The sequence below is a fragment of the Rivularia sp. PCC 7116 genome, assembly GCF_000316665.1.
Classification (GTDB): domain Bacteria; phylum Cyanobacteriota; class Cyanobacteriia; order Cyanobacteriales; family Nostocaceae; genus Rivularia.
Window position 1 is genome coordinate 2,493,373 of the sequence record NC_019678.1, and the last position, 16,381, is coordinate 2,509,753.

11 protein-coding genes are annotated in these 16,381 nt (G+C 39.3%); 3 read left to right on the forward strand and 8 right to left on the reverse strand.

The genetic code is table 11. The annotated features are described in order from the left end of the window. Nucleotides 1-30: 30 nt before the first annotated feature. The 7 genes from pyk to RIV7116_RS09760 all read right to left on the reverse strand — a co-directional run bounded on the left by pyk (nucleotide 31) and on the right by RIV7116_RS09760 (nucleotide 12,171). Nucleotides 31-1,461 carry a pyruvate kinase gene (gene pyk, locus RIV7116_RS09730; RefSeq protein ID WP_044290846.1) on the reverse strand — a complete coding sequence of 477 codons (1,431 nt, stop codon included), beginning with the start codon at nucleotides 1,459-1,461 and terminating at the stop codon, nucleotides 31-33. 148 nt (nucleotides 1,462-1,609) lie between these two features. Further along, nucleotides 1,610-2,659, reverse strand: a complete 1,050-nt coding sequence (gene gap, locus RIV7116_RS09735; protein ID WP_015118128.1) for a type I glyceraldehyde-3-phosphate dehydrogenase — start codon at nucleotides 2,657-2,659, stop codon at nucleotides 1,610-1,612. 428 nt (nucleotides 2,660-3,087) lie between these two features. Further along, entirely contained in the window at nucleotides 3,088-4,080 is a 993-nt protein-coding gene (locus tag RIV7116_RS09740; RefSeq protein ID WP_015118129.1) for a 2-hydroxyacid dehydrogenase, read from the reverse strand. Nucleotides 4,081-4,281: 201 nt separating this feature from the next. Further along, complete coding sequence (locus RIV7116_RS09745; protein ID WP_015118130.1) at nucleotides 4,282-6,855, reverse strand: glycogen/starch/alpha-glucan phosphorylase; 2,574 nt, start codon at nucleotides 6,853-6,855, stop codon at nucleotides 4,282-4,284. Nucleotides 6,856-7,100: 245 nt separating this feature from the next. Continuing rightward, the gene (locus tag RIV7116_RS09750; protein ID WP_015118131.1) at nucleotides 7,101-9,479 is read right to left on the reverse strand and encodes a phosphoketolase; all 2,379 of its coding nucleotides are present in this window, start codon (nucleotides 9,477-9,479) and stop codon (nucleotides 7,101-7,103) included. Between the two features lie 645 nt (nucleotides 9,480-10,124). Beyond that, entirely contained in the window at nucleotides 10,125-10,700 is a 576-nt protein-coding gene (gene rimM / locus RIV7116_RS09755) for a ribosome maturation factor RimM (protein WP_015118132.1), read from the reverse strand. 187 nt (nucleotides 10,701-10,887) lie between these two features. Then, the gene (locus RIV7116_RS09760) at nucleotides 10,888-12,171 is read right to left on the reverse strand and encodes a valine--pyruvate transaminase (RefSeq protein ID WP_015118133.1); all 1,284 of its coding nucleotides are present in this window, start codon (nucleotides 12,169-12,171) and stop codon (nucleotides 10,888-10,890) included. A gap of 243 nt (nucleotides 12,172-12,414) precedes the next feature. Here RIV7116_RS09760 and RIV7116_RS09765 point away from each other — a divergent pair, with 243 nt between their 5' ends. Continuing rightward, a complete protein-coding gene (locus tag RIV7116_RS09765; RefSeq protein WP_015118134.1) occupies nucleotides 12,415-13,527 on the forward strand; it encodes an S-(hydroxymethyl)glutathione dehydrogenase/class III alcohol dehydrogenase in 1,113 nt (370 codons plus the stop codon). A gap of 138 nt (nucleotides 13,528-13,665) precedes the next feature. Next, nucleotides 13,666-14,226 carry a GNAT family N-acetyltransferase gene (locus tag RIV7116_RS09770; protein WP_015118135.1) on the forward strand — a complete coding sequence of 187 codons (561 nt, stop codon included), beginning with the start codon at nucleotides 13,666-13,668 and terminating at the stop codon, nucleotides 14,224-14,226. 27 nt (nucleotides 14,227-14,253) lie between these two features. On the opposite strand, the gene RIV7116_RS09775 is transcribed toward RIV7116_RS09770, so the two are convergent. Continuing rightward, complete coding sequence (locus tag RIV7116_RS09775; RefSeq protein ID WP_015118136.1) at nucleotides 14,254-15,036, reverse strand: GNAT family N-acetyltransferase; 783 nt, start codon at nucleotides 15,034-15,036, stop codon at nucleotides 14,254-14,256. A 172-nt stretch (nucleotides 15,037-15,208) separates the two neighbouring features. Between RIV7116_RS09775 and RIV7116_RS09780 the strand changes: the two genes are divergently transcribed. Then, the gene (locus tag RIV7116_RS09780; RefSeq protein ID WP_015118137.1) at nucleotides 15,209-16,324 is read left to right on the forward strand and encodes an ABC transporter permease; all 1,116 of its coding nucleotides are present in this window, start codon (nucleotides 15,209-15,211) and stop codon (nucleotides 16,322-16,324) included. Nucleotides 16,325-16,381: the final 57 nt, after the last annotated feature.

Below are 16,381 nucleotides of genomic sequence, written 5' to 3' on the forward strand. Positions count from 1 at the left end.
CCATGCCCCATGCCCTATGCCCATTACCAATCAGGCCGAAATAGCTTGTCCAATAGTATGTACCTTGATTAAACTAGTGCTTCCTGGCTTACCTACGGGTATACCGGATGTAATTACTACCTTATCCCCTTGTTGAGCAATTCTCATTTTTACAGTTGTCTCGATGAGATTAATTAACATTTGCTCTGTCTCAGAAGCCTGCTGGATAATTAAGGGTTCAACTCCCCAGGAAAGGGCTAATTGACGATAGGAAATTTCTGCGGGTGTAAGAGCTATTATTCTAGTGGTGGGACGATATTTAGAAACCAATCTTGCCGTATCTCCCGATGAAGTATGACATAAAATAGCCTTTGCCCCTACTTCATAAGCCATACGACATACAGCTTCGGCGACAGATTCTGTAACGCTAAGACTACCAGCTTGGTAAGCATATGATTTTAAAGTGCCGTCGGGTAATGACTTTTCAGTTTCTACGGCTATTTTGCCCATCATCTCAACAGCTGCAATCGGATATTTACCAACTGCTGTTTCTCCGGAAAGCATAATAGCATCAGTACCATCAACTATAGAGTTGGCAACATCGGTAACTTCTGCTCTCGTGGGGTCGGAAGCATTTATCATTGATTCCAACATCTGTGTAGCAGTGATAACAGGTTTTCCAGCGCGGTTACAACGATGAATGATGTCTTTTTGAATTAACGGAACTTGTTCTAAGGGAACCTCAACACCCAAGTCACCACGGGCTACCATAATTCCGTCAACGACTTCTAAAATATCATCAAAGTTTTCAACAGCTTCCCGTCTTTCTATTTTGGCAATAATACGAATTTTTTTATCTGCGGCTTCAATCATTCGTCGGGCTGGCTCTAAATCAGCAGGAGAACGAACAAAGGAAACTGCAACTAAATCTAAATCATTTTGAATGCCGAAGCGTAAGTCTAATAAATCTTTTTCGGTGATCGAACTAACCGGGAGATGAGTTTGAGGTAGATTTACTCCTTTACGAGAAGAAATTTTGCCGCCAATTTTGACAAGGGCGCGAATTTTATCCGCATCTCTATCAATAACAGTCAACTTAATCCGCCCATCATTAATCGCAATCGGTTCGCCAACTCTAACCATTGCAAATAAAGTTGGTATAGGTAAAGGCAACTCATCAATATTGTTGCCTTTTTCTTGTTCGACAAAAGTAACTTCTTCTCCCTCTTCCACTATTAAACCTGCATCCGGAAGCATACCCAAACGGATTTTTGGTCCGCATAAATCCTGCATCAAAGCTACAGGTTTTTCCGGAGGAGTAGGTATACTTCTGAGAATTTCAATGGTTTTACCGTGGAATTGATAATCCCCGTGAGAAAAATTTAGCCGAGCTACATTCATCCCCGCATCTACTAAAGCTTTTAGACTTTCGGGTGTTGATGTAGCGGGACCTACAGTGCAGATGATTTTGGTTTTACGCATGGATTTGGGAATTGGGCATGGGGCATAGGGCATAGGGTATGGAGAGATAAGGAAAAGTGTGGAGAAATAAATATTTATAACTCCTCACTCCTAACTCCTCACTCCTAACTCTTAACCTTTAACCTTTGACCTATGACCTTTAACCTTTTTAAGCTACCGCCATTTCTGCATTTTGCAAAATACCTTCTTTCTCTGCCATAGATAGGATTAAGTCAATTACACGACAGGAGTAACCCCATTCGTTGTCATACCACGAGACTACTTTAAAGAAGTTGCTGTTTAATTCTATTCCCGCACCTGCATCGAAAATACTGGAATGAAAATTACCCTGAAAATCAGTGGAAACTACTGCTTCTTCTGTATAACCTAAAATACCTTTCATTTGACCTGCTGCGGCTGCTTTCATAGCGCTGCAAATTTCTTGATAGCTGGTAGAGTTTTCGGTTTTAAAGGTTAAATCTACTACAGAAACGTCAGGGGTAGGTACTCGTAATGCCATCCCGGTTAGTTTTCCTTTAAGTTCTGGTAATACCAAAGCTACGGCTTTTGCTGCACCTGTAGAAGCAGGAATAATGTTTTGAGCCGCACCTCTACCCGCACGTAAATCTTTCTTGGAAGGACCGTCTACTGTAGGTTGCGTGGCTGTCATGGCATGGACGGTAGTCATCAATCCTTCTGCTAAACCGAAGTTATCGTTAATAACTTTAGCGATAGGAGCCAAGCAGTTGGTAGTACAGCTAGCGTTAGAAACTACGGTGTCTTTTTCAGGATCGAACAAGTTGTGATTTACACCTATAAGTAAAGTTTTCACCTGTTCTGGATCTTTGGTGGGAGCAGAAATTATTACCCTTTTTGCTCCTGCTTTTAAGTGATTTGATGCACCCTCATAAGTTGTGAAGAGTCCGGTGCATTCCACCACATAATCTACGCCCAATTTACTCCAAGGTAATTCGGCTGGATTTCTGACGGAAATGCAAGGAATAAACTGTCCGTTAACAACGATACCGTCTTCTTTGGCTTCAATATCTCCGTTAAATTTACCGTGAGTAGAGTCGTATTTTAGTAGATAAGCCAGATTTTCCGGTGGTACTAAGTCGTTAATGCCAACAAACTCGATATTAGGATTATCAATACCAGCGCGGAATACTAATCTACCAATTCGACCAAATCCGTTTATAGCAACTTTTAATTTACTCAATTTATTACCTCCTGTTTTCAGATACTAGTTACCAGTGACAAGTGACCAGCTAAGCTTTAACTCAGTCACAATATTGATGATTTTGAATTAGGTTTTAACAGTTAGTAATTAGTAAACAGCAAACAGTTCTAAATAAACAGTAAATAGCAAACAATTAGTTAAAAAATGCTGGTAATTTATAACTAATGAAATAGACGATAATTAAATAATTATTAAATAAATATTACTATTTGAAATGTTGTAGTAGTTAGTGATGTGGTGAGGAAAGGGAGAGGGTGAAAATCTTGTTCCAAGGCTCTGCCTGGGAATGCCGTTGAAGGAGGCTCTGCCTCCAGTGAAGATAAAAGGCAGAGCCTTAAGCAATATATTCCCAGTCTCCGGCTGGGAATCAGTGACACCCTACAATCAAATTTAATAATTGATAACTGTTAACTGTTAACTGTATTGTCGCATTTACCATTTTTTTCAAAGTCACTAATATTATTAATGGTTGTTTGAGCAATATTTTCTAGAGCGTTTTTGGTAAAAAAGGCTTGATGGGCTGTAATTACTACGTTGGGGAATGTTAATAAGCGCTGAAATATATCGTCTTGGATAACTTCTTGTGATAAATCTTCAAAAAATAAATTGCCTTCTTGCTCGTATACGTCTAAACCTACATAGCCTAATTTTTGTGATTTTAAAGCGTCTATTACTGCTTTTGTGTCAATCAATCCACCACGGCTAGTATTTATTAGCATTGCTCCCGATTTAAATTGCTCTAAAGTTTCAGCGTTAATCATATGATAGGAGTCGGGAGTCAAAGGACAGTGCAAAGAAACGATATCTGATGTCGCAAGTAATTTTGATAATTCTACGTATTGAACCCCCATCTCTAAACATTCTGGATTTTGGTAAATATCGTATGCGAGTACATTACAGCCAAATCCTTTCATGATTCGGGCAAAACACATGCCGATTTTTCCAGTACCAATTATTCCGACGGTGGAATGATGCAAATCAAACCCTAATAAACCATTCAGAGAAAAATTTGATTCCCGAACTCGATTATGAGCGCGATGATACTTACGATTTAAAGTTAAAATTAATCCTGCCGCATGTTCGGCGACAGCATAAGGAGAATAAGCCGGAACTCTTACTACGGTGATTCCTAAGTCAGTGGCAGCCTTAATATCTACATTATTAAAACCCGCAGAACGCAAAGCAATCAGCTTGGTTCCTTGCTCGGCGATCGCACTTATTGTATGGCGATCAATTTGGTCGTTGATAAAAGCGCAAACTGCGGGAAAGCCTGCGGCTAGTGCAGTAGTTTCACTACTTAATTTTGGTTCAAAAAATACAAGCTCATGACCATAATCGGAATTCGCTTCTGAAAGAAAGCTGCGGTCATATTTTTTGCTGCTAAATACTGCTACTTTCATGACAAGAGGTTAAAGGTAAAAGGGAACAGCACAGAAGGGGAAGAGAGGGGGTAGAGGAGCCAGTGCTGCATCAGGTTCCCTGGATGTGCAACTGGCGTGGGGCAGAGGGGGAAGAAGGAAAAATAAATATTATTCCTACCCTATTACTTATTAGCAATGCCCTATGCCCTATGCCCTATGCCCCATACCCTAATTAAAGAACTACGATATTTTCAATCCTGCTTTATCAGTTGAATATTCCTCGAGTTTGATTTCACAGGGTTCTATGTTCCAAATTTCTTGACAATACTCCCAAATTGACCTGTCTGAAGAAAATTTACCCATGCGTGCGGAGTTGATTATGGACATCTTAGTCCACTCTTCTGTATCTTGATAAGCTTGGGAAACTCGATCCTGGGTATCAATGTAGGATTGGTAATCGGCAAATAACATAAACCTGTCTTGGTTAAACAGCGAGTCCAAAAGAGGTTTGAATAAATTGCGATCCCCGTCGGAGAAGTGTCCGCAGATGATTAAGTCGATGACTTCTTTCAAATCGGGATTGGATTCGTAGTATTTTCTGGGGTTATATCCTTTGGCTTTTAAGTCGTAAACTTCTGGGGTGGTTAAGCCGCATAAGAAAAAGTTTTCAGCACCGACTTCTTCACGGATTTCAACGTTTGCACCGTCAAGAGTTCCAATTGTCAAAGAACCGTTGAGAGCAAATTTCATATTACCAGTTCCGGAAGCTTCTTTCCCTGCTGTGGAAATTTGTTCGGAAAGTTCCGCACCTGCGTAGATAAATTGACTAGAGGATACGTTGTAATTTGGTATGAAGGCGACTTTTAAACGCCCTGCCACATCAGTGTCATTATTAACGACACTACCAACGGCATTGATTAATTTAATAATCAATTTAGCTATGAAGTAGCCCGGAGCTGCTTTACCTGCAAAAATAAATGTCCGAGGTTGGATATCAGCGCTCGGATTTTTCTTGATGCGGTTGTAGAGGGTAATGATATGAAAAGCGTTGAGTAACTGACGCTTGTATTCGTGCAGTCGTTTTACCTGTACGTCAAACAAGGAATTAGTATCTACTGTAATTCCGGTAGACTTGTTGATTAGCTTTGCTAAATCTTCTTTGTTTGCTTGTTTAATTTCGCGCCAAGTTTTTTTGAACTCTTTGTCATCCAAGAATTTTTCTAATTTTCTGAGTTCATCAAGATTTTTAATCCATCCCGTACCAATTTTGTCAGTAATTAGACGAGATAGTCGAGGATTACCCATTAATAACCAGCGACGAGGAGTTACACCGTTTGTTTTGTTGATAAACTTCTCTGGGAATAACTCGTAAAAGTCGTGAAGCACGTCTTTTTTGAGCAATTCGGTATGCAGCGCTGCTACACCATTGATTTTATAACTACCCACGCAAGCTAAATGTGCCATGCGGACTTTCTTTTCGCCACCTTCTTCAATCAAAGATAGTCGAGAAATGCGTTCTAAATCTCCAGGAAAACGTCTTCTAACTTCACTCAAAAAGCGGAAGTTGATTTCGTAGATGATTTCTAAATGTCTAGGCAATAATCTACCAAACAATTCCACCGGCCAGCGTTCTAAAGCTTCTGGCAACAAGGTATGGTTGGTATAAGCAAAGGTATTTTTAGTAATATTCCATGCTTTATCCCAAGACATTTGATGCTCGTCAATTAACAGACGCATTAATTCAGCGATACCAACTGAAGGATGGGTATCATTAAGCTGAATTGCAGCTTTTTCATTCAAATTATCTAGAGTGTTAAAAATTCTGTGATGTCGGCGCAGAATATCTTGCAAAGAACAAGAAACAAAGAAATATTGCTGCTGCAAGCGTAATTCTTTACCCTGCATTGTATCGTCGTTAGGGTAGAGAACTTTTGAGATATTCTCCGAGAACATTTGACTACCTACCGCGCCGATGTAATCACCAGCATTAAATGCCTGTAAGTCAAATTCATGAGTTGCTTCTGCTTTCCACAACCGTAGAATATTTACCGTATCGACACCGTAACCGGGCACGGGGGTATCGTAAGGAACTCCTGATATTTTTTGTTGCGGTACCCAGCGTACTTGAAAGCGTCCGCTTCTATCGTTATATACTTCAGTATGACCGCCAAATTTTACTTCTACACGATATTCCGGAAGTGGAAGTTCCCAAGCATTACCAAAACTCAACCATTTATCAGGGTTTTCGATTTGCCAGCCGTTACGAATAACTTGCTCGAAAATCCCAAATTCGTAACGAATTCCATAACCCACCGCAGGAATTTCCAGGGTTGCTAAAGAATCCAGATAGCAAGCCGCAAGTCTTCCCAAACCGCCGTTACCTAATCCCGGCTCGTGTTCTTGCTCCAATAAATCGTCTAATTCTAAGCCCGATTCTTGAAGAACAGTTTTTATTTTTTCGTAAAGACCAAGATTAATTAAACTATTACCCGTATAGCGTCCCATCAAAAACTCAGCCGAAAGGTAATAAACAGTTTTTACACCGTTCTCAGAATGAGTTTTGGCTGTTTGAATCCTTCTTTGCAGAATGCGATCGCGAACGCTATGAGCAACAGCCATATAGTAATCGTGGGGAGTAGCAAAATACTCGCCCTTGCCTTGAACGTAATAGAGACTATCGGCAATGGCACGCTTGAGTGTTTCCTCACTCATACCAGTACGATCGTCTTCTACCCTAACTTTAGCCGTGCTAGGTACAGAAACATCTTCCGACGCTAACCTATTATATTTTTGCTCGGATGAACTACTTGTCATTATGGTGATGTTGGTAAGATATTAAAATTACAATTACGTCTATTACCTCTATAGCTTTATAACATTGTCTTCGTTTTGCTTGCGTTTCTTATTAAGAATTAAGAAATAATCAGTAATTGGGGATTGGGCATGGAGAGAGGGGGAAGAGGGGGAAGACGGGAGAAAAGGAGAAATAATTACTAACTCGCTACTCTAACTATTTCCAATTACCTATTATCAATGCCCCATGCCCTATTTCCAAAATCTTAATATTCCCACTTCCAATCGCGAATTTCGGGCATATCTTCGCCGTGTTCGCGGACGTATTGCTTGTGTTCGATTAGTTTTTCGTGCAACATTTGCTTGACGTGAGCCGCCTTATATCCTAGATGAGGAACTCTGTCAATGGCATCATCTGCTAAGTTAAAGCGGTCTAAATCATTCATGACCACCATATCAAAAGGTGTGGTTGTAGTTCCTTCTTCTTTGTAACCTCGGACGTGGAGGTTTTTGTGATTTGTGCGACGATACGTTAAACGGTGAATCAACCAGGGATAACCATGAAAGGCAAAAATTATTGGTTTGTCGGTGGTGAAGATGCTGTCGAAGTCTTTATCGCTTAAACCGTGGGGATGCTCGTTTTCTGGCTGTAAGGTCATTAAGTCTACTACGTTGACTACCCTGATTTTTAGTTCTGGAAAATGATCCCGCAATATATCTACCGCCGCTAAGGTTTCTAAGGTGGGAATGTCTCCAGCGCAAGCCATTACTACATCTGGTTCGTGTCCTTGGTCGTTAGAAGCCCAACCCCAAATACCAACACCTGTAGTGCAATGCTTGATTGCTTCATCCATATTTAGATACTGCAACGCCGGTTGTTTGCCCGCTACGATTACGTTAACGTAATGACGACTTCTCAAGCAATGGTCTGTTACGGATAGCAAACAATTGGCATCGGGTGGTAAATATACTCTCACCACTTCGGCTTTTTTATTCACAACGTGGTCGATGAAGCCGGGATCTTGATGGCTAAAGCCGTTGTGGTCTTGTCGCCATACGTGAGATGTTAATAAATAAGTTAAGGAAGGAATTGGTCTGCGCCAGGAAATATCACGAGTTGTTTTCAACCATTTTGCGTGCTGGTTGAACATGGAGTCGATAATATGAATAAATGCTTCGTAGCAGGAAAATAATCCGTGACGACCTGTAAGCAAGTATCCTTCTAACCAGCCCTGACAGGTATGTTCGCTGAGTATTTCCATCACCCGACCATCTGCGGCTAGGTTATCGTCGTATTCTAAAGTTTCTGCAACCCAAGTTCTAGAAGTAATATCTAATACGTCAGCAAGTCGGTTGGATGCTGTTTCATCTGGCCCAAATAAACGGAAGTTTTTGGTGTCGAGATTAAGTTTCATCACATCTCGCAGCAATTTACCCATAACGCGGGTTGCTTCGGCGATGGTATTTCCCGGTTCCACTTCTACGGCATAGTTACGAAAGTCGGGCATTTTCAATTCTCGCAGCAAAATACCGCCGTTAGCATGGGGATTGTCGCCCATGCGCCGATTCCCTTGAGGTGCAAGTTCGGCTAATTCGGCAATCAATTGACCATTTTCATCAAATAATTCTTCTGGCTTATAGCTCTTCATCCACTCTTCTAGCAACTTCACGTGAGCGGGTTCTGCTGTCATATTTGATAGCGGTACTTGGTGCGATCGCCAGTAATCTTCAGTCTTTTTCCCATCAACTTCTTTTGGTCCAGTCCAGCCTTTAGGACTCCTAAGAATAATCATCGGCCATTGCGGACGCTGCTTAAAGCCATTTTGACGCGCATCTTCTTGAATTTCGCGGATTTCATGCAAAGCTGTATCCAAGGTTGCTGCCATTAATTGATGCATGGCTTCTGGTTCGGAACCTTCTACAAAATAAGGTTTGTAACCGTAACCTTCAAATAATTTTTGCAGTTCCTCATGACTCATCCGAGCTAATAGGGTGGGGTTGGCAATTTTATAACCGTTGAGGTGTAAAATCGGCAGCACTGCACCATCATGAATGGGATTGAGAAACTTGTTAGAATGCCAGCTTGCTGCTAAAGAACCGGTTTCTGCCTCACCATCACCAACAACGCAAGCCACAATCAAATCGGGATTATCAAAAGCCGCACCGTAAGCGTGAGAAACAGAATAACCGAGTTCGCCACCTTCATGGATGGAACCGGGAGTTTCCGGCGCTACGTGAGAGGGAATGCCACCAGGGAAAGAAAACTGTTTGAATAGTTTTTGCATTCCCTCGCTATCTTGAGAAATATTCGGATAATATTCGCTGTAAGTTCCTTCAAGATAGGTATTAGCAACCAAACCAGGGCCACCATGTCCGGGACCTGCGATATAAATCATACTTAAATCATCTCTTTTAATTACTCGATTGAGATGAACGTAAATAAAATTCAAACCAGGAGTAGTTCCCCAATGCCCTAAAAGTCTGGGCTTAACGTGTTCTAATTTCAGTGGTTGTTTGAGTAAAGCATTATCTAATAAATATATTTGTCCCACCGAAAGATAATTCGCCGCATTCCAATAGGCGTTAATCTTTCGTAATTCGTCATCCTGCAATGGTTTGGTGTTAGGAAGAGTAGAAACAGTCATAGGGAACTCCTTAACATCGATAATTTTGTTTTTATAATTACACACACTTCTAAAAATATTAAAGAATCTCTATCTTATGAACTATAAAATTCAGAAACATTACTTAAATATTTAAATCATTAATTGAAATAATCAATAGCTCAAATGTATATTAATAATTACTTATTCTGCAATTTAATAGCTAAATATGATATTTTAGAGAACTGTTGCAAAAAAAATCTATCTACTTACAAAATATAAAAAATTCAGTGCAGTTTTTTTGAGCTACTAATCTTTTTGGGAGTTTAACACAACATCTATTGGCTTATTCAAATTTAACCGCAATTTAACCAAAAGCGAGACTTCTAGATTAATTTTGAATAATAAAAAACAATGATAGCAATGTTAATTACTTAGAAAAACTACTTCTCTAGATAGAAGATAATTATTTATTTTATTTTATTAATAGCCTATCCAAAAATTATCGATTTAAGATAAAAAAAGGAGAAGAATATTAAAGCAATAAATAAATTGATTTAATATTTCAATGATTGAGATTAATTATGATAGAGATTTTAAAGTTAAACTCTAATAATCGTTTATATTCGTGAGGTCAGTCTATACTTACAAGAGTATTTCGCAGTTAGACAAATAAAATCTGCAAAATTAATTGATTTCCAACAAACCAATTGGTGGGGTAATTTCGATTCTGCCGGATTCCAAATCAACTACAGGAACAATTTCTTTGACAAAAGGAATTAAAACATTCTTATGCTTTTGGGTTTTAGAATTTTTTCCCTCTTGTCTTTCTTCTAACCCTTCTCTCTTCAAACGAACCTCTAGCAGATCGTTGCCAGCATTAATCAAATCGACTACAGTACCAATCAGTTCTCCATCATCTTGCATAAAGACAGATACACCCAGTAAATCCATTAAATGATATTCATCTTCACCCAACTCAGGGCGATCGCTTTCAGGTACAACTAACTTACAACCCCGTAAATCTTCAGCTTCGTCGCGGTAATTTACACCAGCGAGTTGAATCACATAAAGATTTTTGCCTTCAAGAAAACGTCCTTTGACTAGCTCCACCTCTTGCAGTTCCGTTGCATTTTCACGCAACAGCCAACGCTTACCAGGCTTTTCAAAGCGTTCGGGAAAATCCGTATCCGAATAAACCCGCAATTCACCCTTCATGCCTTGAGGCGCAACAATTTTACCAATTTCCAACCAACCATCCATTTTCAGTTATCACTTATCAGCGAACAGTTACCAATTAATAGGTTAAAGGTTAAAGGTCAAAGGTCAAAGTAAAATTTTCTGCTCCTAATTCCTAATTCTTAACTCCTAACTCCTTTTTTTACCCCTCTAACCCCCTCTACCCCCTCTCATTCAATAGCTAATCTTCTACCATGAAGGAAGTAACTCCTTAAGCAGCTACAGTAGCGTTGCGATAAACTTCTTCAGCAACTTTGGCAAAACGCTGCATTCCAGTTTTTATTTCTTCATCGCTACCGGTGAGCGAGACGCGGAAACATTGATTTTTGTGCTGCCATTCTTCTCGCAATCCGGGGAAAAAGGAGTTTCCGGGGACAACTATTAAACCTACCTTTTTAAGTTGCTGATAAAATTCCCAGTCGCTTATAGGTAAATCTTGCAGCCATATCCAAGCAAAAATAGCTCCTTCACCAAGATGGAGAAACCAAGGTAAATCATTTGGCATTGCTGATTCTAAAGTAGTTTCTAGAACAGTAAATTTGTTTTTATAAAAAGGACGAATTACGTTTTCGCTGATATGTGCTAATTTACCAGAATCTATGGCACGAGCGGCTATAGCTTGTCCGTATCTGGATGAGTGCAAGCTAACATTTGCTTGGAAGCACTCTAAAGCGTCAATTAGTTTTTCGCTACCAATGGCAATACCAACTCTTTCCCCAGGTAATCCCGCTTTTGATAAACTCATGCAGTGCAATATATTCTCACCGAAAGTTGGTGTCATATTGGTATAGTTCAAAGCAGGGAAAGGAGGCGCATATGCCGAGTCAATTAAGACTGGAACATCTGATTGTGCAGCAATTGAAGCAATTTTATTCACTTCTTCTTCGGTGACAACATTACCTGTAGGATTGCAGGGACGAGAGAATAAAACGCAACCTGTTTTTTCGGTAATCGATAATTTGCTGAAGTCAGGACGATATTTAAATCTATGGGCAGTCGTATCAATGTCTAAAGTTGGTTTATAAGCAAATAACGCCTCGGGAGCTAAACTAACTCCACCGTAGCCAGTATAATCAGGACTTAGAGGAAAAACAATTTGCTTCAGTTCGCCGCTAGTGGTATAGCCGCCAAAAACATTTGCAGCGTAGAAATAAAGTGTTTGACTGCCAGGAGTAATTAAAATATTGCGTTCGTTAAGCTCTAAACCGTAGCGTTTATTAAAGTCTTTCGTAACAGCTTCAATCAACGGCGAGTAACCTTTAGAATAACCATAGCGGCAAACAACTTCACCATATTCCGGACTAGCTAAAAGCTCCGCAGTACAATCGCGCCATAATTGTTCAACCTCAGGTAGAATCAACGGATTACCCGCACTCAAATTCATCAACTCCTGCCCTTTACCAGCGCGTAAAGTTTCATTAATATCCTTCATAATCGCTCTCACGCCGGTAAGTTTAGACATTTGAGCGCCAAATTTAGTTAGGGCAGGGTTCATAAGCATTCAATAATAAATACAGATATTTTAACTATATATAATATTCGATGGGCATGGGGAATTGGTAATTGGTAATAGGGCATGGGGCATTAAGGATTGGTAATTGGTAATGAGTAATTGGAAAAATTATTTATTCTTCCCCTCTCCCCCTCTCCCCCTCTCTCCAATGCCCTATGCCCAATTCCTCACAGGGCTATAAACTCGAATAAAGAAGATTGACCAAAATTTACAAGAGGGTGACAAGTGGAAGTTAAAGCGGCAGTGGCTTATGAAGCAGGTAAGCCATTAAGTATTGAAACAGTTCAGCTAGAGGGACCAAAAGCTGGCGAAGTATTGATAGAAGTTAAAGCCAGTGGGATTTGTCATACGGATGCCTATACGCTTTCCGGTAAAGATCCTGAAGGTTTGTTTCCGGCTATTTTGGGGCATGAAGGCGCGGGGGTTGTTGTAGATGTGGGAGCAGGTGTTACCAGCCTTAAAAAAGGGGACCATGTGATTCCTCTTTATACTCCCGAATGCCGTCAATGCGAATATTGTTTGAGCTTGAAAACTAACCTTTGTCAAGCTATTCGCAGTACCCAAGGTAAAGGCTTGATGCCCGACGGTAGCAGTCGTTTTTCTATGGGTGATAAGCAACTTTATCACTATATGGGTACGTCAACTTTTTCCAACTACACGGTGTTACCAGAAATTGCTGTTGCCAAAATTCGTGAAGATGCTCCTTTTGAAAAAGTCTGTTATATCGGTTGCGGCGTAACTACGGGTATTGGCGCTGTTATTTACACCGCCAAAGTCGAACCAGGTTCAAAAGTTATAGTTTTCGGTTTGGGTGGTATTGGCTTAAACGTCATTCAAGGAGCGAGAATGGTAGGTGCCGATATGATTATCGGCGTAGATCTCAATCCTGCAAAACGCGAATTAGCAGAAAAATTCGGGATGACGCACTTTGTTAATCCCAAGGAAGTTGAAGGGGATTTAGTTCCTTATTTAGTTGATTTAACTAAAGGTGGAGCCGACTATACTTTTGAATGTATTGGTAACGTAAAAGTAATGCGTCAAGCCTTAGAATGCTGTCATAAAGGTTGGGGAGAAAGTATTATTATTGGCGTTGCTGGTGCCGGAGAAGAAATCAGTACTCGTCCGTTTCAATTAGTAACCGGAAGAGTTTGGAAAGGTTCGGCTTTTGGTGGCGCTAGAGGAAGAACTGACGTTCCGAAAATTGTTGATTGGTATATGGAAGGAAAGATAAATATCGACGATTTAATTACTCATGTAATGCCAGTAGAAAAGATTAACGAAGGTTTTGAATTGATGCATAAAGGTGAATCAATTCGCAGTGTAGTTACATTCGATTAATTAAAAGTAAAACTGTCACTAATGTAGAGACGTAGAAATGCTACGTCTCCAGTATTATAATTATCATTTGCATGATAGTTATCATAATTTTTTTTATTACTACTCAGAAAATTGTTAATTTTATAAAGCTTAAATTAAATGTTATCTCAATTCCCGGAACTAGAAACAGAAAACTTATTATTAAGACAAGTAAACCAGTCTGACGCAAAAGCAATATTTAAACATTTTTCAGACAAAGAAGTTTTGAGATATCACGATTTAGAAGCCTTTACAAATATCGAACAAGCAAAGAATATAATCGCTAGCTTTTACCATAAATTTCACAGTCAACAGATGATTCGCTGGGGAATTGCGAAAAAAGAAGACAATGTTATTATCGGAACTTGTGGTTTTCATAATTGGGTGCAAAAAAGCTTTCAAGCGGAAATTGGATACGAACTTTCTCAAGCTTATTGGCGAAAGGGAATTATGACAGAAGCGTTGACTGCTATGATAAAATTCGGATTTAAAAAGATGGAATTGAATCGTATTACAGCAACGGTAATGTTAGAAAATATTGCTTCTATGAAACTGTTAGAAAATAATGGTTTTGTAGAAGAAGGTGTTTTAAGAGAACATGGTTTTTGGAAAGGTGGATTTCACGATTTAAAGATTTTTGCTTTGTTGAAGAAAGAAGCATTGCAATATCTTAAAGAATAAATGAAAAATAAACACACATGAGTACAGTCAACTAACTGAAAATTCATACTCTGATAAAAATTGCTTAAAACCAAGACTTTTCGCTAAAGCAATTGATGCAATATTTTTATCCCAGGAACTCCACTCTATAATATAATCTCGCTGCAATGCCCATTCACAAATCTTTGAAACAACTGCTTTTCCAATATTTCTGCGACGATATTCGGGATTAACTAATACTCCCCCAGCAGCGACTTTAAACTCTGAGGATTCAAACAGAAAATGGCTTGCTATTCCGACAATTTTTTGGTCTAGCATATAACCATAAACGACTGGATGGTCAATTTCTGAAAACCAACGCATTTTTTCTTCTACTGTTTCATGAAGACTTGCCACCATTGCAACATGCTCGGGATTTTCTTTTGATAATTGGATTACGTTTGAATCGGGGAATACTTGAAAATCTTTAGGGTTTAGATAAAAATAAGGTTCTTCATAACCATTTTGCTTGACATTCTCAAATTGTAAAAAATCTTCTGGTGACAGTTTTTTACTACAATCTACTTGTTCTAATATCTTCTTAACTGCCTCGGATTCTTGCGGATTTTTACGAATAATTGAACAATCATCCATTTGAGCCAAGGAGATAATATCGGCTTCTTCGAGGGATGAAGGTTCCATAAAATCTTCATAAGCCTTCGGTTTTGCTGAAAGAATAACGCTACCAGAATTTTTTAAATTATCAATATCACATCCTAAACGAATTGCCGTGTAATGTTGAATTTCATCGAGTCGAGGATGTGGGAATATATTTAAGTTTTGTGCAGCCATAAATTTATAGCCAATTCACCAACTCACTTTAATACAGTCGCAACTTGTTCAATTTCATTATCCCGGTTAAATATTAAGATTTATTAAATATATTCAGGTTTTATAATTCAGAAAGAATAATGTGTGCTTTAACATTCATAATCAACTAACTCGTATAAACCTCGTATAAATTATGAACTGGTGGCAAAGACTCAAGAAAAATCCTTTAGCGCGATTTGGGGCAGTTTTACTGATAATCTTTTATATAACGGTAATTTTCGCTGATTTTGTCGCACCTTATGACCCTTACTATTCGCAGCCAAATGGTTCCTTATTGCCACCAACTCGCGTATATTTAAATAATCAACAAGGAAGGTTTATCGGTCCTCACGTGTATCCGACTACTCAGGGAGATACGAATTTAGAAACTGGTGAACGGGAAATTATTATAGATTACAGCCAACCTTCTCCTCTTGGTTTGTTTGTACAAGGTTCCAAATACAATCTGTTTAAATTTAGTTTACCGCTACCGCCAAAATGGAATGAGGTGACTATATTTCCCGGTATTCCGTTAAATTTACATTTATTTGGTACTACTAACGATACAAGATTCAATCTTTTAGGTACCGACGATCAAGCAAGGGATGAATTTAGCCGTTTAGTATATGGCGGGCGTATCAGTTTATTTATCGGAATTTTAGGTGTTGCGATTTCTTTCCCACTGGGTATGTTAGTTGGCGGAATTTCCGGTTACTTTAGCGGGTGGACGGATTCGATAATTATGCGGGTAGTGGAAGTATTAATGACTTTCCCGAGTATCTATCTTTTGGTAACCTTAGGTGCTGTTTTGCCACCAGGATTAAGCAGTACTCAACGCTTTTTGTTGATTGTTTTAATTACTTCTTTTATTCGTTGGGCTGGTTTAGCGCGGGTAATTCGCGGACAAGTACTATCAATTAAAGAAAGAGAATTTGTGCAAGCAGCAAGAGCAATGGGGGCTAAACCTTTATATATTATCCTTCGCCACGTTTTACCCCAAACTGCAAGCTATATTATTATCTCGGCGACTCTTTCTATACCCAGCTTCATTGGTGCCGAAGCAATACTAAGCTTAATTGGTTTGGGAATTCAGCAACCAGATCCTTCTTGGGGTAACATGCTATCACTAGCGACTAATGCTTCGATTTTAGTATTGCAACCCTGGTTAATTTGGCCTCCTGCCACAGTAATTATTCTTACCGTACTTGCATTTAATTTGCTTGGGGATGGATTAAGAGATGCATTAGATCCTAGGAGTGTTGGACGGTAATTGGTAATTGGTAATTGGTAATTGGTAAAAATGTTTTTGTAGAGACGCAGTATTGTG